This is a genomic window from Streptomyces sp. ADI95-17, assembly GCF_003846175.1.
GTDB lineage: Bacteria > Actinomycetota > Actinomycetes > Streptomycetales > Streptomycetaceae > Streptomyces > Streptomyces sanglieri.
In genome coordinates this window covers 190,498-207,979 of the sequence record NZ_ML123054.1, presented here as the reverse complement: position 1 = coordinate 207,979, position 17,482 = coordinate 190,498, and the positions used below count along the sequence as shown (strand labels likewise).

Below are 17,482 nucleotides of genomic sequence, written 5' to 3'. Positions count from 1 at the left end.
CGCGTCCGTTCCATCCTGGCACAGGGCTTCTGTCCGCATCTCCCGAAAACCGGGAGTGAGCGTTCGCCGACCCTGCGTCAGAACTGTTCCGTACCAAGGGGGTTGGGTCCGGTGCCAGGCGTCAGGCGCGGTCGCCCGCGGGCTTGTCGCCGGTCAGGTAGGCGGAGACGACGACGTTCGCGTCGTACGAGTGCGTCTTGCGGTCGAAGGTGCCGCCGCAGGTGATCAGGCGGAGCTCCGCCCGGCCGTCCTTGCGCGGGCCGTACGCCTTGTCGGCGTCGAAGCGTGCCCGGGTGAAGACCTGGACGTCGTCGACGGTGAACTCGGCGACGGTTCCGTCGGCGCGGGTGATGTCGATCTTGGCGCCGGGGCGGGCCGCGCTCAGTCCGTAGAAGACGGCCGGTCTGGTCTCGGTGTCGACATGGCCGACGAGGAGGGCCGGGCCCTTCGCGCCGGGCTCGGTGCCGTCGCCGTACCAGCCGACGGTCTGGGGCGTGTCGAAGGAGGGCGGTTCGATCGCGCCGTCCTTGTCCAGGCCGCGGGCGACCACGGGTGCCTCGATGCCGATCGACGGGATCTCGACCCGCTTCGGCACCGCGCCCTCGATCGGGTCGTGCGGCGGCGGCAGCGGTACGCCGAGGGGGCGCCCCACCGCGGCGATGTCGCCGGTGGTCGGGGCGGAACTGGCGCCGGAGCCGTCGGTGATACCGCGGCCCCAGAGCCACAGGCCGAGCAGCAGGACGGCCCAGGTCACTCCGGCGAGCAGCCTGCCGTGACCCGCGGTGCTGTCGGGGGCGGACATGTCAGTCCGAGGCCGGACGGCGACGGCGGCGCGCGCTGCGGAACGCGACGGCGACGGCCGCGACGGCCGCCAGGGCCAGTCCGATCACCGCGTGCACGGTGCCGGGGCCTTCCTGCTTGGCCTCCCGGTCGGTGGACAGGGCGGCGGTGCCGCCGCCGCCGGCCTGGACCGGGGCGAGCGGGCTCGGCCGGCCGCGGTCGACGACGGTGACCGTGCCGGCGGCGGTGGCGCCCTTGTCGTCCTTGCAGTCGATCCGGATGCCGTATTCGCCCGGGGAGGCGTCCGAGCTGATCCGGGCCTCGGCGAAGAGGCCGCCGTCCGCGGCGGGCGAGAAGCGTGCTCCGGAGACGAAGACCTCGGATTCGCCCGTGGCCTCGCGGCCCTCGCACCCCTCCAGCCGCAGATCCGTCTCGCCGCCGGGTGCGACGGAGGACGGGGTCAGCGTCAGGGAGACGCGGTTGTCCTTGCCCTTCTCGGGGGCGGACCCGGAGTCGGAGTCGGCCAGTGCGGCGGAGGCCGGCACCAGGGTCGCCGCGACGACCGCGGCGGCACAGAACGTGAGGGTTGTGGAACGCATCGTGAACCTCCTGAGTGCAGGTTCACGCCTGCGGAGGTTTTTCGCATCCGCAGCGGCGCGGGGGGCGGGTCCGCGCACACCGTGCGCGTCCCCTCCCCCGCCGCCCCGGGGCCGTGCCCCGCCGGGCTCAGCCCGCGTCGACGAGGTCGACCAGATCGGCGATCGAGTCGACGACCGTGGACGGCCGGAAGGGGTACTTGTCGATGTCGGCGACCGTGGTGAGGCCGGTGAGGACCAGGAAGGTCTGCATCCCCGCCTCCAGGCCGGCCAGCACATCGGTGTCCATCCGGTCGCCGATCATGGCGCTGGACTCGGAGTGGGCGCCGATCGCGTTGAGTCCGGTGCGCATCATCAGCGGGTTGGGCTTGCCCGCGAAGTACGGGGCCTTGCCGGTGGCCTTGGTGATCAGGGCGGCGACGGACCCGGTGGCGGGCAGCGGGCCCTCGGCGGACGGGCCGGTCTCGTCGGGGTTGGTGCAGATGAAGCGCGCGCCGCCGTTGATCAGCCGGATCGCCTTGGTGAGCGCCTCGAAGCTGTACGTGCGGGTCTCGCCGAGGACCACGTAGTCGGGTTCGTGGTCGGTGAGCACGTAGCCGATGTCGTGCAGGGCGGTGGTGAGGCCGGCCTCGCCGATGACGTACGCCGTGCCGCCGGGCCGCTGGTCGTCCAGGAACTGGGCGGTGGCCAGGGCGGAGGTCCAGATGTTCTCCACCGGCACGTCCAGGCCCATGCGGTTCAGCCGGGCGTGCAGGTCGCGGGCGGTGTAGATGGAGTTGTTGGTGAGGACCAGGAAGGGCAGCCCCGAGTCACGCAACCGCTTGATGAAGGCATCGGCTCCGGGGATCGGCGTCCCCTCGTGGATCAGGACTCCGTCCATGTCGGTGAGCCAGGACGAGATCGGCTTGCGCTCTGCCATGTGTGGGACTCCTGCCGTACGCCGTGTGCGGGGACGCCGGCGGCACCGCGTTGTGCAGCGCCGACGCCCCCGATTTTAGGCCGTCCGTTCGACGTGCCGGAACGGCCGGATCACGCGGGTGTGAGGGTCACGCCGTCGACCGCCCAGAACCAGTTGTTGCCGCCGGTGTACCGGAAGCGGACCTGTGCGGTGGTGGCCCCGGCCGGGACCTGGAGGGTGAGCGATTCGGCCTTCGAGACGGTGTCGGCGGTGTACGTCTTCACGACGGCCGGGGTGCCCTTGTCGTAGGAGACGAGGACCTCGCCCTTCTGCGGGGCTTCCTGGCGGTAGTGGGTGGTGTAGGCGAGGGTGGCGGTGCGGCCGCCGGTGACCGGCCAGGCCGGGCCGACCAGGGTGGAGTCGAAGGTGCCGGTGAAGCCCTTGTCGACCCATTCGTCGCCGTCGGCGACCGCGAAGACGTTCCGGGCCCGGACGTTGGTCTCGCGCCACTGGCCGCGTTCGGCGGAGGTCCAGAACTCGTCGGTGGTGAAGGTCCAGCCGCGCCATTCGGTGACTCCTCCGGTGCCCATCGCGCTGTTGTCGATGGACCACCCGGCGGGCGGGGTGTGGGTGAAGCCGAGCACGGCCGCACCGATGCCCGTCTCGTCGACGCGGGTGCCCAGCTGCGGACGCAGCGCGTCGAAGGCGTCGGGGACGGGCTGCTGGAGCGGGCGGCCGTCCAGGCCCCAGGCCGGGTCGACGGCTATGCCGAGGTGGGCGAGGGCGGAGGCGGCGACGTCCGGCATCTTGATGTCGTACCGGGTGGAGCCGGGGGTGACGGGGCCGCCGCTCGCGATGAGGAAGGTCTGCCGTTCGGCCGCGCTGGAGCCGCCGTGGCCGCCCGCGTCGGTGTGCCCGTGGTCGGCGGTGATCATGATGAGCCAGTCCTCGGAGGCGTGGGTGGCCCGGCCTCGTACGGCGGCGACCAGTTGCCCGACCTGGGCGTCGACGCCGTGGATGGCGTCCAGGTACTGCTTGCTCGCGGCGCCGTGGCTGTGTCCGGCGTGGTCGACGTTGTCGAGGTGGACGAAGACCGCGTCCCGGTTGCCGGCGGCCAGTTCGGCGACGGCTCTGCTGGTGGTGCCCGTGTCGTACTCGGCTTCCGGGGTGGAGACCCGGGTGTCGACCTTCGCGGAGAAAATCGTGTCGGTGACGGGGTTCCAGGAGGCGACGGCGTACGTCGAGAGCCCCGGCTTCGCGGTCTCGATCCGGGTGAGGAAGTCGGGGTACCGCGCGAAGGCGTGGCCGGTGAAGGCGTTGTCCTTGACGCGGTGCTTGTCGGGCCAGACGCCGGTGATGATCGTCGACCAGCCGGGGCCGGACAGGGTGGGCGCCATCGGGTCGGCGTAGAGCGGGCTGACCGAGGTGAGCCCGGAGGCCATCAGTGCGTCGAGATTCGGGGCGTCCGCGTCCTTGATCCGGTTCAGCAGGGCACCGTCCAGGCCGATGACCAGGACCTTGGGGGTACGGGCCGCGGCCCGTGCGGTGGTGGTCGCGGCGAGCGGTCCGGCGGCGGCGAGGGCGGCCGCGCTCATGAGGAGAGTGCGGCGGGACATGCCTGTGGTCACGGGGTCCTCCGTCGAGGCGTGGGGGCACACGTTCAACTCCCCGCCCTGGGACGGGGAGTTGAACGTGGGACTAGACCCGTTATCTTTCCGCGATGATCCGCCGGAGGTCCATACCCGTGCCGTGAATCCTCCGGCAACGGTCAGCTGCCGGTGGCCGACTTCCAGGCCTCGACGTAGCTGTCCAGGTTGGTGCCGATGTCCGACCAGTCGGGCTCGAAGACCTCCACGCCGTCCATCAGCTCGGCGAGCTCGATGGCGTTGGCGTCGGTGCCCTTGACGTCCTTGCGGGCGGAGAAGCCGCCGCCGACCGCGCTGACGTCCTTCTGGGCCTGCTCGGAGAGCATGAAGTCGAGCAGCTTCTTGCCGTTGGCGGTGTGCGGGGCCTTGTCGACCAGGCCGGCCGCGTACGGCAGGGCGAAGGTGGTGGACTTGCCGCCCTGCTTCGCGGGGAACCAGATGCCGAGGTTCGGCATGTCCTTGGACTGCGCGAAGTTCATCTGGACGTCGCCGTTGGCGGCGAGCAGCTCGCCCTTGTCGACCTTGGGGGCCAGCTTGCCGGTGGAGGCGGACGGGCCGACGTTGTTGGCCTGGAGCTTCTTCAGGTACGCCATCGCCGGTTCCTTGCCGCCGAAGTCGTGCATGGCCTTGATGAGTACGGCGGTGCCGTCACCGGCGACTCCGGGGGTGGAGTACTGGATCTTGTTCTTGAACTTTCCGTCGAGCAGCTCCTCCCAGGTGGCGGGCGCCGACTTCAGCTCCTTCTTGTTGTAGATGAAGCCGAAGTAGTTGTTGACGACCGAGGTCCACTTGGAGTCGGCGGCCTTGTCGGCGCCGTCGACCTTGTCGGAGCCGGCCGGCGCGTACGCGGCGAGGAGGCCCTTGCTGTCGGCCTGCTGGATGAACGGCGGCAGGGTGACCAGGACGTCCGCCTGGGTGTTGGACTTCTCGCGGACGGCGCGCTGCACCATCTCGCCGGAGCCGCCCTCCACGTACTTGACCTTGATGCCGGTCTTCTTCTCGAAGTCCTTGAACACCTTGTCGTACCAGCCGTCGCCGTTCTCGCCCTTGAGGCCGTCGGCGCTGTAGACGGTGACGACCTTCTCGTCGGAGGCGGCCGAGGAGCCGCCGCAGGCGGAGAGGGTGGCGGCGAGGGCGAGGCAGCTGGTGACGGCGGCTATGGGCTTGAGGTGGTTCTTGCGCATGGCAGTCGTATCTCCTGGATGTCGGCCGGAAGCCGGCCGGAGTCAGTACGGGGGTGTCGGCGGATCAGCGGTACGGGGGTGTCGGCGGATCAGCGGTACGAGGCCCTGGTGCGGATCTTGGAGACGCCGAGCAGTACCAGCAGCGTCGTTCCCATCAGGACCACGGCGACGGCCGCTCCGGTGAAGAGCGAGCCACGGTCGGTGGCCGCGAAGATCTGTACCGGGAGCGGTGTCCAGTCCGGCGGGTAGAGCATCATCGTGGCGCTCAACTCGCCCATGGACAGCGCGAAGCAGAGCCCTGCGGCCGCCGTGAGGGACGGCAGCAGGAGCGGCAGCTTGATGCGCCACAGGACGTAACCGGGGCGGGCGCCCAGACTGGCCGCCGCCTGTTCGTACATCGGGTCGAGACGCACTATTGCCGCCGAAACCGACGAATAGGCGAACGCCGTGACAAGAATGGTGTGCGCCAGGATCACGATCCAGCGCGTCCCGTTGAGCAGCATCGGCGGTTTGCTGAACGCGACGAGCACGGCGAGGCCCACGACGACGGACGGCACGGCGACCGGCAGCATGAACAGCGCGTCGAGGAAGCGCCTGCCCCGCCTGCGCATCGAGGCGGCGGCGAGCGCGGCCCAGGAACCGATGGTCAGGGCGAGCAGGCTGGCGCTGACGGCCGTGATCAGGCTGGTGGTCAGCGCCTGGAGGGAGTCGCCGCCGGTCGCCGCCACGTAGTGCTCGGTGGTCGGTCCGGAGGGGAAGGCGCCGGACCAGTTGGTGGTGAACGAGGCGGCGAGGATGACCAGCAGCGGCACCGCGAACAGCGGGACGAAGAGCACGAAGAACACGGACCAGGTGGCCCATTTCCCGGTGCGGCTATGCACCAACACGGCGGCTCACCATCCGATACAGGCTGTAGAGGCCGACGGAGATCGCGATGTTCACCACGGCGACGACACAGGCCGCCGGGTAGTCGGACTCCAGGATCGCCTTGCTGTAGACGAGCATCGGCAGGGTCGTGACCCCCTTCGCCCCGGTGAACAGCACGATGCCGAACTCGTTGAGACACATCACCAGGACGAGGCTGCCGCCGGCGGCGAGCGCGGGGAGCGCCTCGGGGAGGATCACCTGCCGCACGATCCGGGCCGGCTTCGCGCCCAGCGAGGACGCCACTTCCAGCTGCGCGCTGTCGAGCTGCGAGAACGCGGCGAGCAGCGGGCGCATCACGAACGGGGTGAAGTAGGTGATCTCGGCGAGCAGTACGCCCCACGGGGTGGTGAGGAAGTCGAAGGGCCCGTCGGCCGCCCCGGTGATGTCCGTCCAGACGCCGTTGGCCATGCCGACGTTGCCGTAGATGAACAGCAGGGCGAGCGTGATCAGGAACGACGGGAAGGAGAGGAAGACGTCGATGAACTTGGCGACCGCACGGCCGCCGGGGAACGGCACGAACGCGATGATCATCGCCAGGACGAAGCCCAGCACCAGACATCCGGCCGTGGAGCCGACCGCCAGCCAGACGGTGGTGGTCAGCGCCGAGCGGAACGATTCGGAGGCGAACACATCGCCGTACGGGGCGATCGAGGTGCCGCCCTCGTCCGGGCTGACGGACTGCTGGACGACGAGGGCCAGCGGGTAGAGGAAGACGAGGGCGAGGACGGCGACGGGCGGCAGCGCCCAGACGAAGCCAGGGATGCGGCGGGCCCGGCGGGCCGGTTCCCGCGGACCGGCCTTCGGGGGCACCGCCCGGGACGGGCCGGTGCGTTGACGGGGGGTCTTCGTCGCCGTGATGTCCGACGCGACGGGGTGCGCGGCGCTAGTCATCGGCCCCTCCCCCGGTTCCCGGTGCCGCGCCCGCGGGCAGCAGCACCGCGTCCTCGGCCGCGAAGTGCAGCGTGACCCGGTCGCCGAGCGCCGGTGTCTCGCGCAGCTCCTTCAGGTCGGCCTTGACCCGGTGCCCGTCGATGTCGACGTAGAGCCGGTGGGTGGAGCCGCGCCACTGGACCTCGGCGATGGTGCCGCTGAGCGCGTTGGGTCCGTCGCCGAGCCCGACCAGGTGGGGCCGGACGCAGAGGGTGGCGGTGGCGCCCCGGGTGACGTCGCCGGTCGGTACGTCGAGTGCGCGGCCGGCGAAGTCGACGGAGTCGGCGCCTTCGGTGACGGTGACCGGCAGCAGGTTCGCGTTGCCGACGAACGAGGCGGTGAACTCGGTGCGCGGGCGGCGGTACAGGTCCTGCGGGGTGCCGCAGTCCTGCAGCCGGGCCTTGTCCATGACCGCGATCCGGTCGGCGAGGGTGAGCGCCTCGACCTGGTCGTGGGTGACGTACAGGATGGAGACGTCCGGCAACTCCCGGTGCAGTCTGGCCAGTTCGGCGAGCATGCCGGAGCGGAGCTGGGCGTCGAGGGCGGAGAGCGGTTCGTCGAGCAGCAGGACGCCGGGCCGGATGGCGAGCGCGCGGGCGATGGCGACGCGCTGCTGCTGGCCGCCGGAGAGCTCGCGCGGGTAGCGCTTGGCGTAGGCGGCCATGCCGACCATTTCGAGGGCCTCGGCGACCCGTTCGGGGATCTCGGCCTTGGCGACCTTGCGGGCCTTGAGCCCGAAGGCGACGTTGTCCTGGACCCGCATGTGCGGGAAGAGGGCGTACTGCTGGACGACCATGCCGATGCCGCGCTTGTGCGGCGGCAGCCCGGTGACGTCGCGGTCGCCGAGGTGGACCCGGCCCGATGCGGGCTGCACGAATCCGGCGACGGCGCGCAGGGCGGTGGTCTTGCCGGACCCGGAGGGGCCGAGCAGGGCCATGACCTCGCCGGGTTCGACGGTCAGATCGAGCCGGTCGAGGACAGTGTTCTGGCCGTACACGACGCTGACCTGGTCGAACCTGATTCCGCTGCGGACGGACCGCTCCCCGCCGGTCATGCCTCGGCCCGCGCGATCAGCTCCGGGAGCTCGGCGACCGAGCCGAGCACATGCGTGGCGCCGTTGCGGGTCAGCTGGTCCTTGTCGTGGGCGCCGGTGAGCACCCCGGCGACGATCCCGGCCCCGGAGCGCACCCCGCTGAGCATGTCGTACGAGGTGTCGCCCGCGACGACGGTCTGCTGGACGCCGTCGACGGCGCCGGTGCGCAGGAACGCGGCGAGGACCATGTCCGGGTAGGGGCGGCCGCGCCCGCCCGCGTCGGCCGGGCAGAGGGTCAGGGCGACCAGGTCCTGCCAGCCGAGCGCGGCCAGGATCGCGTCCTGGGTGGTGCGGGCGAAGCCGGTGGACAGGACCACGGTCCGGCCCTCGCCCTTGAGCCGCTCGATGGCCTCGCGGGCGCCGGGGATCGGGGCGATGCGGCCGCCGTCGACCAGTTCGCCGTACGCCTCCTCGAAGGCGGTGTTGGCCTGCTGGGCCCGGTCCTCGTCGCCGAAGAGGTGCCGGAAGACGGAGATCTTCGACTCGCCCATGGTGGCGCGGACGTAGTCGAGCTTCTCGGCGTGGTCGGCGGAGCCGGGCTCGACGCCGAGGCGTCCGGCGGCGGCGGAGAACGCCTGCTCGACGAGGCCGCCGTCGGCGACGGTGGTGCCGGCCATGTCGAGGACGATCAGGTTCAGCTTCTTGGCGCTGCTCAGCTTCTCGGTGTTGCTCAACTTCTTCACCAGCCCAGTTCGTTGGCGGTCGCTTCGGCGATGGCGGGCGAGCAGGTCATGCCCCGGCCGCCCGGACCGGTGACCAGCCAGACGCCGTCCCGCACCTGCTGGCGGTGGACGACCCGGCCGGTGTCGGTGCACTGGGCGTAGACCCCGGCCCAGCGGTGGCGGATCCTCGGCAGCGGGCGGCCGAGGAAGGACTCGACGACCCCGGTGAGGTGCTCGTACGGCTCCTCGACGGTGTCGAACGAGAAGGGGTGCTCGTACTCGTGGGTGTCGCCGATGGTCAGTCCGCCGTCCCGGCGCTGCACCATCAGCAGCTGCATCCGGTGCGCCGCCGCGGTGGGTGCCTGCGCCTGCTCCGCGTTGAGCGCGTCCAGCGCCTCGCTCCGGTACGCCGGGTAGTAGCGGAAGCTGTCCGCGTCGGCTACGGAGGTGGTGAGCGGCTCGCCGAGCGGGTCGGTCTGCATCATCTGGAGGCGGACGCGGCGCACGGGGAGATCGGGGCCGGCCAGTTCGCGGACGAGGCCGCCGAGCCAAGCGCCGGTGGCCAGGATCACGGCGTCACCGGTGTGCACGTCGCCGTGGTCGTCGCGGACGGAGGCGGTGCCCACCACCTCGCGGACCTCGCGGCCGCCGAGGAAGGTGTACCGGCCGGACCTCAGCAGCTCCCGCTTCAGCGCGAGCTGTGCGGTGCGCGGCTCGACCGCGGCGTCCCGCTCGCACCACAGGGCGGCGGTGAAGTCCCCGCGCAGCGCGGGGTTGACCGCCCGGGCCTCGTCGGCCGTGAGCAGCTTGTAGCCGCGGGCCGCCGCGTCGGGCCGGGCGAGCGCCGCCTCGGCGACGGCGGTCTCCAGCTCGGTGCGGAGCGGGGTGAGCGAGCCGCAGGCCCGGAAGCCGAGGTCCGGGACCTGTGCCCCGATGCCCTCCCAGAGCTCACGGGCGCGCAGCGCGGTCTCCAGCTCCTCGCCGCCGGCCCGTCCGCTGACCCATATCTGTCCGAAGTTGCGGAGCGATGCCCCGCGCGCCTCACTCTCGCGCTCGATCTGTACGACCTCGTGGCCGCGATTCACTGCGTGCCAGGCGTGCATGGTTCCCACCACGCCGGCTCCTACGACGATGACTCTCACGGCGGCTACGCTCCTCGGGGCGAGTGACCCGCATCGAGCCGTGCGGCAACGGGAGGGTGAACTGGGCCCCAAGCTTGGCCTAGACCCGTTACGTTCTCGTTATCTTGATGGGTCGACCGTCAGGGAGTGTGGTCACTCGGGGACACGGTCGTTCGGGGACACGGTCGTTCAGCAGCCGTCCTGCGGGCCCAGGTGCGCGGTGAAGGAGAACCTGTCGCCGCGGTAGAGGGTCCGTACACGCTCCAGCGGCTTCCCGGCGGTGTCGCGCGAGATCCGGTGGATCAGCAGCATGGGCAGTGCGGGCGGCGTTCCGATGAGCAGCGCCTCGCGCGGTGTCGCGAGCACCGTCTCGATCCGCTCGTCGGCATCGCCGAAGGGGATCTGGAGCCGGTCGCGGAGGTAGGCGTAGAAGGACGAGTCGGGCTCGAAGTCCGTGTCCAGGTCGGGCAGCCGGGCGACGGAGACGTACGTGCTCTCAAGGCCGACCCGGTCGTCGTCGGCGAGCAGCACCCGCTCCAGGTGCCAGACCGGATCGCCGCGCTCCACCCCGATGTCGGCGGCGAGCGCCTCGGGGCAGGGGAACCGCTCAAGCCCGATGAGATGACGGCCCGGCGTGCGGCCCTGACGGCGTACGCCCTCGGTGTAACTCGCCAGCGAGAGCGGCTGTTCCAGCTTGGGGCCCGCGACGACGGTGCCGCGCCCCTGGCGGGCGAGCCGCCCCTCCAGCAGGAGTTCCCGCAGCGCCTGGCGCACCGTCTCGCGCGAGACCTCGTAGCGCTCGGCCAGATCGCGTTCGGTGGGCAGCATGCCGCCCTCGCCCAACTCCGCTATGAGAGAGGAGACATGAGCCTTGACCGCGTAGTACTTGGGAATACGGCCGTGCTCCGGGATGCCGGAGCGGATGGGTGCGCCAGGTGCCTGGTCGTACGGGTAGTCCACGTCCCGATGGTGGCAGACGCACATGAACATCTGTGAACATCCGGGCGCGGGAGGGGTGGTCCGGGGATGGCCTGGGGGGTGGCCCGAGGCCGGTTCAGCGGTGCGCGCGGCGCAGCCGACGGGCCCGGACCACCATCGCGCCGCCGCCGATCAGGAGCCCGGCGACGGTGAGGCCGGCCGGCGGGACGCCGCCCGGGCCGGTCGCGGCCAGCTCCGGGCGGACGCCGTCCGCAGGGGTCCGGCCGGGCTCGGCGGGCGGCCGGGGGCCGGTGGTGGAGTCGGTGGTGGAGTCGGTGGTGGAGTCGGTGGTGGAGTCGGGATCAGTATCGGTACCGGTGTCGGTGGTGGTACCGGTGTCGGCGCCGGGCCGGTTCGCGTCCGGCCGGGTGTCGGGCGGAGTGTCGGGCCGGGTGTCGGGCGGGGTTTCTCCGGTGCCGCCGACCTCGCCCGTCTCACCGGTGACACTCGTGTCACTCGTGTCATCCGTATCACCCGTGTCACTCGTGTCATCCGTATCACCCGTGTCCCCTGTATCCCCCGTATCGACGGCGTCGCTGTCCTCGACGACGGTGAAGGGGTAGTCCTCGGACTCGCCGACCCAGGCCCCGTCGTCCTTGCCCGGCTTGCCGGCCGTGCCGCCCGCCGCGCGCTGTCGCTGGACGATGGCGGCGTTGACGGTGATCCGGCCGGGGCTGGTGTCGGAGGTGAACGCCATCCGGACCTGGATGGTGACGGTGCGGCCGGCGGGGACGGTGAAGCCGTCGAACGAGTCGCCGCCCGTGCCGCCGAAGACGCCGATGTGCTCGTCCAGGTCGGTGGTCTCCCAGGTGACGCGGTGCTCGGTGCCGGGGCGGGCCTGCTCGGAGAACTTCAGCTGGATCTGGTCCGAGGTCAGCTTGCGGTCCTCGTCGGTGAGGACGAGCACGGGGTGGATGGCCCGGCACGACTCGGTCGTGGTGTTGGTCAGCTCCAGGAACCAGGTTCCGTAGCCGCCGCCGGACGCGTACGTGTCCGGGCCGCCGCGGATGCGGGTGCTGATCGGGAAGTCCTTCGCCGCCGGATCACCACAGGCGGGCTGCTGGTCGGCGGTGGTGGAGCCGGGCGAGGAGACCGGGGTCGCCGAGGAGGCGGCGGAGGCGGGCACGACGGATGTGCCGCCGAGCACGACGGCGGGGACGACGCTCGCCGCGGCCAGCCCGAGCGCGAATCCGTGCCGGGTGCGCCCGGGGGACGGCGGGGGCGAGGCGGGACGCGCGGAGGCGGTGAACACCGGGATGGACGCGGCCGTGGTCAGGGGGATGGACGTGGGGCTGGCGCTGGGGATGGAGTCGGCGATCCGGCCGGGCGCCGAACCCGGTACGCGGCCGGGCGCCGGGCCGGCCGGTGCGGCGGCCCTGGGGGGCGGCCCGGCCGGGGGCGGTGTGGGGGGCATCTGGGGGATCATCCTTCGCTGGTCGCCGAACGGTCGGCTCACCCCGTGCGCCGGAGTTCACCGGTTCTGGGCCGCGACGCTGCCACGCACGCGCGAGGCACCCGGCCCCGACATGCCGCGGCCCCGCCCGGCCGGCCCCCGCAATCCCCCCGATCGGCCCAGTCCCGGGGTCCCGCACCCCACACCTCCGCCTCCGCTTCTACTTCTGCTTCTGCCTCTGCCTCTGCCTCTGCCTCTGCCTCTGCCTCACCCTGCACGACCGGTCCAGCCACCCCGCCCCGCCGCGTCCACCTCACTCACGCCCTGCACACACCGCCCGGTCGGCGCCCGCGCCGCCCCGCCTCCCCGGCTCACGACCCCGTACGCGCCACCGCCCCGCCTCCCCGGCTCACGCCCCGTACGTGCCGCCCGCCCGCCCGAAGAGGGGTGCCAGGATCAGTTGGGCGGCTCCTTCGGCGACCGGTCGGTCGCCTCCTCCGGCGGCGGTCACCGGTACCGGGGCGTCGATGCCGCCCAGCGCGGCTCGCTCGTCGATCACGGCCCGGACACCCCGTACGTAGGCCTCGGGATCGGCGGCCACCGTACGGCCGCCCAGCACCACCCGGTCGATGTCCAGCAGCCCGACCAGGTTCGCGGCGCCGGTCCCCAGCACCCGGGCCGCCTCCGCGACGTCCCCCCGGGCGACCGCGGCGAGGCAGAGCGCCTCGATGCAGCCCCGCCCCCCGCAGCCGCAGACCGGCCCGTCCAGCTGGACGGTCTGGTGGCCGAACTCACCGGCCGCGGTCCTGGCCCCGCGATGCAGCGCCCCGCCGAGGACCAGCCCGGCGCCGAGCCCGGTCCCCAGGTGCAGATACGCGAAGTCGCCGCCGCCCGCCGCCCGCAGGGCGAGCCCGAGGGCGGCGGCATTGGTGTCCTTGTCGACGACGACGGGCAGCCCGGTCCGTATCGCGAGCGCGTCCCGCAACGGATAGCCGTCCCACTGCGGAAACCCGGTGACGCGGTGCAGCACCCCGCCCCGGTGGTCGAGCGGGCCGGGGACCGCGACGCCCACCCCGAGCACCGGCCGGTCCCCCGGACCGGGCCCCGGCGCCCCGGCCCGTACCGCGGTCACCGCCTCCGTCGCCGCCGCGAGGACCTCGTCCGCCGGGGCGCCGAGGTCCAGCGGGGCGGTGCGGCTCGCGGCGACCGCGCCGGACAGGTCGACGAGCACCGCCGTCAGCTCGTCGCGGTCCAGGTGCAGGCCGACCGCGTACCCCGCGTCCGGCACCAGTCGCAGCACGGTGCGCGGCTTGCCCCCGGTGGAGGCCCGGTGGCCCGCCCCGGCCGCCAGGCCCTCGGCCCGCAGCCGGGCGGTGATCTTGCTGACGGCCTGTGGCGTGAGCCCCGTGCGCTCGGCGAGTTCGAGCCTGCTGATGCCGCACTCGCCCGCCGCCCGCAGCAGATCCAGCACCAGCGCCGCGTTGTGGCTGCGCAGCGTCGGCAGGTTGGCGCCGCTATTACTCCTGTTCACCGCACCATTGTCGCTGTCGCTTGCACTATGGCAACAGCGTTGCTTAAGTGGCAGACATGACTGGCGCAGACACGACTGGCAACGCGACCCACGAGACCCACGCGACGCCCGCAGCGTCCGGGGCCCCCGGACCGGGCGGGACTCCCGGGCCGTCCGGCGCCCCGCTGCGTGTCGGGCTCGTCGGCTACGGCCTGGCGGGTTCCGTCTTCCACGCCCCGCTGATCGCCGCGACCGACGGTCTGGTCCTCGACACGATCGTCACCTCGAACGAGGAGCGGCGGGCCCAGGCGCGCGCCGAGTTCCCCGGCGTACGGTTCGCCGCGTCGCCGCAGGAGCTGTGGGAGCGCACGGACGGCCCCGACGCGCCCGGCCCGGACAATCCGCTCGACCCGCTCGACCTGATCGTGATCGCCTCGCCGAACAAGACCCATGTCCCGATCGCGACCGCCGCGCTGGAGGCCGGTCTGCCGGTCGTCGTGGACAAGCCGGTCGCCGGTACGGCGGCCGAGGCGCGGGCGCTCGCGGCCCTGGCCGAGGAGCGCGGGCTGCTGCTCTCGGTCTTCCAGAACCGTCGCTGGGACAACGACTTCCTGACTCTCGCCCGCCTGATCGCGGACGGCGCGCTGGGCGAGGTACAGCGCTTCGAGTCCCGCTTCGAGCGGTGGCGCCCGCAGCCGAAGGGCGGCTGGCGCGAGTCGGGCGACCCGCAGGAGATCGGCGGGCTGCTGTACGACCTGGGCAGCCACGTCGTCGACCAGGCGCTCACCCTGTTCGGACCGGCGGCACTGGTGTACGCGGAGTCCGACGTACGCCGCCCCGGTGCCGCCGCCGACGACGACACGTTCATCGCGATCACCCATGTGAACGGGGTGCGCTCGCATCTGTACGTCAGTGCCACGACGGCCCAGCTCGGCCCGCGCTTCCGGGTGCTCGGCCGGAGCGCCGGCTATGTGAAGTACGGTCTCGACCCGCAGGAGGCCGACCTGCGCGCGGGCCTGCGTCCGGCGGCGGACCGGCCGTGGGGCGAGGAGCCCGAGGCGCTGTGGGGCCGGATCGGCTCGGGCGAGTCCCCGGCGACGGGCGGCGGCACCCCGGTCCGTTCACTGCCGGGCGACTACCCCGCGTACTACGCGGCGGTCACCGCCGCGCTGCGCGGAGCGGGTGAGAATCCGGTGACCGCCCTTCAGGCGGCGGCCGCTCTGGATGTCCTGGAGGCGGCCCGCCGCTCGGCCCACGAGGGAGTCACCGTGAAACTGCCCGCCACGACGGCGCCGTCCGCCACCGACTCCGATTCCGACTCCACCGACTTCCCCGATACCGAGGAGCAGCCCGTATGAGCCACACCGCTCCGACCGTCTCCGAGCTCATCGCCCAGGAGCGTCGGCTGACACTGCCGCACTTCAGCTACGACGACGCGTACGCCCTCGGCGCCCTGCTCGTCTCGATGGCCCGGGAGAGCCACGCCCCGGTCGCGATCGACATCCGGCGCGGCGCACAGCAGATGTTCCACGCCGCGCTGCCGGGTTCGAGCGCGGACAACGACGCCTGGGCCGACCGCAAGCGCAGGGTCGTGGAGCGGTACGGCGAGAGTTCGTACCTGGTCGGAACCCGGTTCCGGGCGAAGGGGACGACCTTCGAGGACTCCTCGCGCCTGGACCCGGACGTCTATGCCGCACACGGCGGCTCGTTCCCCATCGCGGTCGAGGGCGCGGGCGTCATCGGCTCGGTCACGGTCTCGGGGCTGCCCCAGGCGGAGGACCACGCGATGGTGGTCGCGGCGCTGGAGCGGTTCGCGACGACGCTCGACGCGTGACTGCCGCATGACTCCGTGAGGGGGGCCGGCCCGCTCGGGGAGGGGCGGGCGGTCGCCCCGCCCTTCCCCTCCGCACCCGTTACGCGTCCTTGAGCTCCTGGCGCTGCCGTCCCAGCCCGGCGATCTCCAGCTCGACGACGTCCCCGGCCCGCAGATACGGCTTGGGCTCGGGCTGACCGAGGGCGACCCCGGCCGGCGTCCCGGTGTTGATCACATCGCCCGGGTAGAGCGTCATGAAGTGGCTCAGGTACCGGACGACCTCGCCCACCGGGAAGATCTGGTCGGCCGTCGTGCCGTCCTGCTTCAGCTCGCCGTTGACCCAGAGCTTCAGCGACAGCGCCTGCGGGTCGGCGACCTCGTCCGCCGTCACCAGCCACGGACCCAGCGGGTTGAACGTCTCGCAGTTCTTGCCCTTGTCCCAGGTGCCCCCGCGCTCGATCTGGAACTCGCGCTCGGAGACATCGTGCGCGGTCGCGTAACCGGCGACGTGCGCGAGCCCCTCCTCGGCGGATTCCAGGTAGCGGGCGGTGCGCCCGATGACGACCGCGAGCTCGACCTCCCAGTCGGTCTTGACGCTGCCGCGCGGCACCAGCACCGTGTCGTCGGGCCCGACGACGGTGTCCGGCGCCTTGAAGAACAGGATCGGCTCGGTCGGTATCGCCGCTCCCGTCTCGGTGGCGTGGTCGTGGTAGTTCAGCCCGATGCACACGATCTTGCCGATCCGGGCGAGCGGCGGCCCGACCCGCAGCCCCTCGGCGTCGAGCTCGGGCAGCTCGCCGGGCGCGGCCGCGGCGGCCCGTACCCGGGCAAGCGCGGACTCGTCCGCGAGCAGGGCACTGTCGATGTCGGTGACGATTCCCGACAGGTCGCGCAGGGTTCCGTTCCCGTCCAGCAGCGCCGGTCGTTCCGCGCCTGCCGTACCCACACGAAGCAGCTTCAACGGTCTATCTCCCCTTGGTCGAGATCGGGCCCGTCGGATGGGTGGCGGCCATCGCAGGCTTGTCCGATCGTCCAAGACCTCCGATCACTCCGCAAGACCCTGTTCACACACTGGACCGGCACCCCCGCGTCCGCGGTCACGCCGCGGTGGCCACGGTGGCCTTGGCGGCCGGCATGTCGCGGTAGAGCACGGCCCGCTCGACCGCGGTCCAGGTGGTGCTGGTGACGACGTACAGCGCGGCGGCGAGCGGCACGACGGACACGGTGAACAGGGTGGCGAAGGACATCAGCGGCATCAGCTTCGTCATCGCGCCCATGCCGGGCACCGGCTGCCCGTCGGGGCCGGTGGTCGGAGCGACGGGGTTGGCGGCCATCTGCCGCTTCGTACGCCGGAAGTTGAACGTGGCCACGGCGGCGACGATCGCGAAGAGGCCGAGGTAGACCAGTCCCTGCGGGCCGAACATCCCGCCGTGCGAGAGCGCGTCGTGCCAGCGCTCGCCGAGCGGGGCGTCGAAGAGCTGGTGGCCGAGGAGCTCGTTGGGCTCGCCGCCGATCTTCTGGCTGGAGAAGAGGTGGTAGAGCAGGAAGAAGGCGGGCATCTGCAACAGGCTGGGCAGGCAGCCGGAGAGCGGCGAGACCTTCTCCTCCTTGTGCAGTTCCATGAGCGCCTTCTGCATCCGCTCGGGGTTCTTGCCGTGCTTCTTGCGCAGCGCGGCGATCTGCGGCTGGAGCCTGGTGCGGGCCTTCTGCCCCCGCGCCGCGGCCCGCGACAGCGGGTGCACGGCGAGCCGTACGAGGGCGGTGAACAGCACGATCGCGGCGGCGGCGGAGGCGGTCTGGAAGAGCGGGTGCAGCAGATCGGCCAGCGCGCCGACCAGACTGGCGAATGCGGACATGAAGACGGACATGGATGAGCCCTCCGGGGGTCTCGTCGTGCCGGGAGTAAGTACGGACTCGGCATGACGGACCGCGCGGGGCACCGATGAGTGGT

17 protein-coding genes are annotated in these 17,482 nt (G+C 72.1%); 2 read left to right on the top strand and 15 right to left on the bottom strand.

Going from position 1 to position 17,482, the window contains the following annotated elements; translation table 11 throughout:
* Window positions 1-121: 121 nt before the first annotated feature.
* From EES42_RS41360 to EES42_RS41295, 13 genes are all read right to left on the bottom strand, one after another.
* Entirely contained in the window at window positions 122-802 is a 681-nt protein-coding gene (locus EES42_RS41360; RefSeq protein WP_124723357.1) for a class F sortase, read from the bottom strand.
* 1 nt (window position 803) lies between these two features.
* Window positions 804-1,379: a hypothetical protein gene (locus EES42_RS41355; RefSeq protein ID WP_124723356.1), complete on the bottom strand. Its 576-nt coding sequence runs from the start codon at window positions 1,377-1,379 to the stop codon at window positions 804-806.
* Window positions 1,380-1,506: 127 nt separating this feature from the next.
* A complete protein-coding gene (locus EES42_RS41350; RefSeq protein WP_124723355.1) occupies window positions 1,507-2,295 on the bottom strand; it encodes an HAD-IIA family hydrolase in 789 nt (262 codons plus the stop codon).
* 110 nt (window positions 2,296-2,405) lie between these two features.
* Window positions 2,406-3,890: an alkaline phosphatase family protein gene (locus tag EES42_RS41345; protein ID WP_124723386.1), complete on the bottom strand. Its 1,485-nt coding sequence runs from the start codon at window positions 3,888-3,890 to the stop codon at window positions 2,406-2,408.
* 152 nt (window positions 3,891-4,042) lie between these two features.
* Entirely contained in the window at window positions 4,043-5,104 is a 1,062-nt protein-coding gene (locus EES42_RS41340; RefSeq protein ID WP_124723354.1) for a 2-aminoethylphosphonate ABC transporter substrate-binding protein, read from the bottom strand.
* 89 nt (window positions 5,105-5,193) lie between these two features.
* Window positions 5,194-5,991, bottom strand: a complete 798-nt coding sequence (locus EES42_RS41335; protein WP_124723353.1) for an ABC transporter permease — start codon at window positions 5,989-5,991, stop codon at window positions 5,194-5,196.
* Entirely contained in the window at window positions 5,978-6,922 is a 945-nt protein-coding gene (locus tag EES42_RS41330; protein WP_124723352.1) for a 2-aminoethylphosphonate ABC transporter permease subunit, read from the bottom strand. The genes EES42_RS41335 and EES42_RS41330 overlap by 14 nt, the downstream gene beginning before the upstream one ends.
* On the bottom strand, window positions 6,915-8,015 hold the full coding sequence (locus EES42_RS41325; RefSeq protein WP_124723351.1) for an ABC transporter ATP-binding protein: 1,101 nt from the start codon (window positions 8,013-8,015) through the stop codon (window positions 6,915-6,917). The genes EES42_RS41330 and EES42_RS41325 overlap by 8 nt, the downstream gene beginning before the upstream one ends.
* On the bottom strand, window positions 8,012-8,737 hold the full coding sequence (locus tag EES42_RS41320) for a phosphonatase-like hydrolase (RefSeq protein ID WP_277426171.1): 726 nt from the start codon (window positions 8,735-8,737) through the stop codon (window positions 8,012-8,014). Before EES42_RS41320 ends, EES42_RS41325 begins: the two co-directional genes overlap by 4 nt.
* Entirely contained in the window at window positions 8,734-9,858 is a 1,125-nt protein-coding gene (locus EES42_RS41315) for a TIGR03364 family FAD-dependent oxidoreductase (protein WP_124723350.1), read from the bottom strand. Before EES42_RS41315 ends, EES42_RS41320 begins: the two co-directional genes overlap by 4 nt.
* A gap of 168 nt (window positions 9,859-10,026) precedes the next feature.
* Complete coding sequence (locus EES42_RS41310; RefSeq protein WP_124723349.1) at window positions 10,027-10,797, bottom strand: GntR family transcriptional regulator; 771 nt, start codon at window positions 10,795-10,797, stop codon at window positions 10,027-10,029.
* Between the two features lie 94 nt (window positions 10,798-10,891).
* Window positions 10,892-12,229 (bottom strand): hypothetical protein, encoded by a 1,338-nt coding sequence (locus tag EES42_RS41305; RefSeq protein WP_241196911.1) that lies wholly within the window; start codon window positions 12,227-12,229, stop codon window positions 10,892-10,894.
* A gap of 388 nt (window positions 12,230-12,617) precedes the next feature.
* Window positions 12,618-13,739: an ROK family transcriptional regulator gene (locus EES42_RS41295; RefSeq protein ID WP_124723347.1), complete on the bottom strand. Its 1,122-nt coding sequence runs from the start codon at window positions 13,737-13,739 to the stop codon at window positions 12,618-12,620.
* 164 nt (window positions 13,740-13,903) lie between these two features.
* Between EES42_RS41295 and EES42_RS41290 the strand changes: the two genes are divergently transcribed.
* Window positions 13,904-15,076 (top strand): Gfo/Idh/MocA family oxidoreductase, encoded by a 1,173-nt coding sequence (locus EES42_RS41290; RefSeq protein WP_241196918.1) that lies wholly within the window; start codon window positions 13,904-13,906, stop codon window positions 15,074-15,076.
* Complete coding sequence (locus tag EES42_RS41285; protein WP_124723345.1) at window positions 15,073-15,552, top strand: heme-degrading domain-containing protein; 480 nt, start codon at window positions 15,073-15,075, stop codon at window positions 15,550-15,552. Before EES42_RS41290 ends, EES42_RS41285 begins: the two co-directional genes overlap by 4 nt.
* Window positions 15,553-15,631: 79 nt before the next feature.
* Here the strand turns inward: EES42_RS41285 and EES42_RS41280 are convergent, their stop codons facing one another.
* The gene (locus EES42_RS41280; protein ID WP_124723344.1) at window positions 15,632-16,492 is read right to left on the bottom strand and encodes a fumarylacetoacetate hydrolase family protein; all 861 of its coding nucleotides are present in this window, start codon (window positions 16,490-16,492) and stop codon (window positions 15,632-15,634) included.
* A gap of 136 nt (window positions 16,493-16,628) precedes the next feature.
* Complete coding sequence (locus EES42_RS41275; RefSeq protein ID WP_124723343.1) at window positions 16,629-17,399, bottom strand: YidC/Oxa1 family membrane protein insertase; 771 nt, start codon at window positions 17,397-17,399, stop codon at window positions 16,629-16,631.
* Window positions 17,400-17,482 lie beyond the last annotated feature (83 nt).

Bases quoted from the DNA above. Each gene is read 5' to 3' on its own strand.
- EES42_RS41360 (WP_124723357.1), bottom strand. From the start codon at position 802: ATGTCCGCCCCCGACAGCACCGCGGGTCACGGCAGGCTGCTCGCCGGA.
- EES42_RS41355 (WP_124723356.1), bottom strand. From the start codon at position 1,379: ATGCGTTCCACAACCCTCACGTTCTGTGCCGCCGCGGTCGTCGCGGCG.
- EES42_RS41350 (WP_124723355.1), bottom strand. From the start codon at position 2,295: ATGGCAGAGCGCAAGCCGATCTCGTCCTGGCTCACCGACATGGACGGA.
- EES42_RS41345 (WP_124723386.1), bottom strand. From the start codon at position 3,890: ATGTCCCGCCGCACTCTCCTCATGAGCGCGGCCGCCCTCGCCGCCGCC.
- EES42_RS41340 (WP_124723354.1), bottom strand. From the start codon at position 5,104: ATGCGCAAGAACCACCTCAAGCCCATAGCCGCCGTCACCAGCTGCCTC.
- EES42_RS41330 (WP_124723352.1), bottom strand. From the start codon at position 6,922: ATGACTAGCGCCGCGCACCCCGTCGCGTCGGACATCACGGCGACGAAG.
- EES42_RS41325 (WP_124723351.1), bottom strand. From the start codon at position 8,015: ATGACCGGCGGGGAGCGGTCCGTCCGCAGCGGAATCAGGTTCGACCAG.
- EES42_RS41305 (WP_241196911.1), bottom strand. From the start codon at position 12,229: ATGCCCCCCACACCGCCCCCGGCCGGGCCGCCCCCCAGGGCCGCCGCA.
- EES42_RS41285 (WP_124723345.1), top strand. From the start codon at position 15,073: ATGAGCCACACCGCTCCGACCGTCTCCGAGCTCATCGCCCAGGAGCGT.
- EES42_RS41275 (WP_124723343.1), bottom strand. From the start codon at position 17,399: ATGTCCGTCTTCATGTCCGCATTCGCCAGTCTGGTCGGCGCGCTGGCC.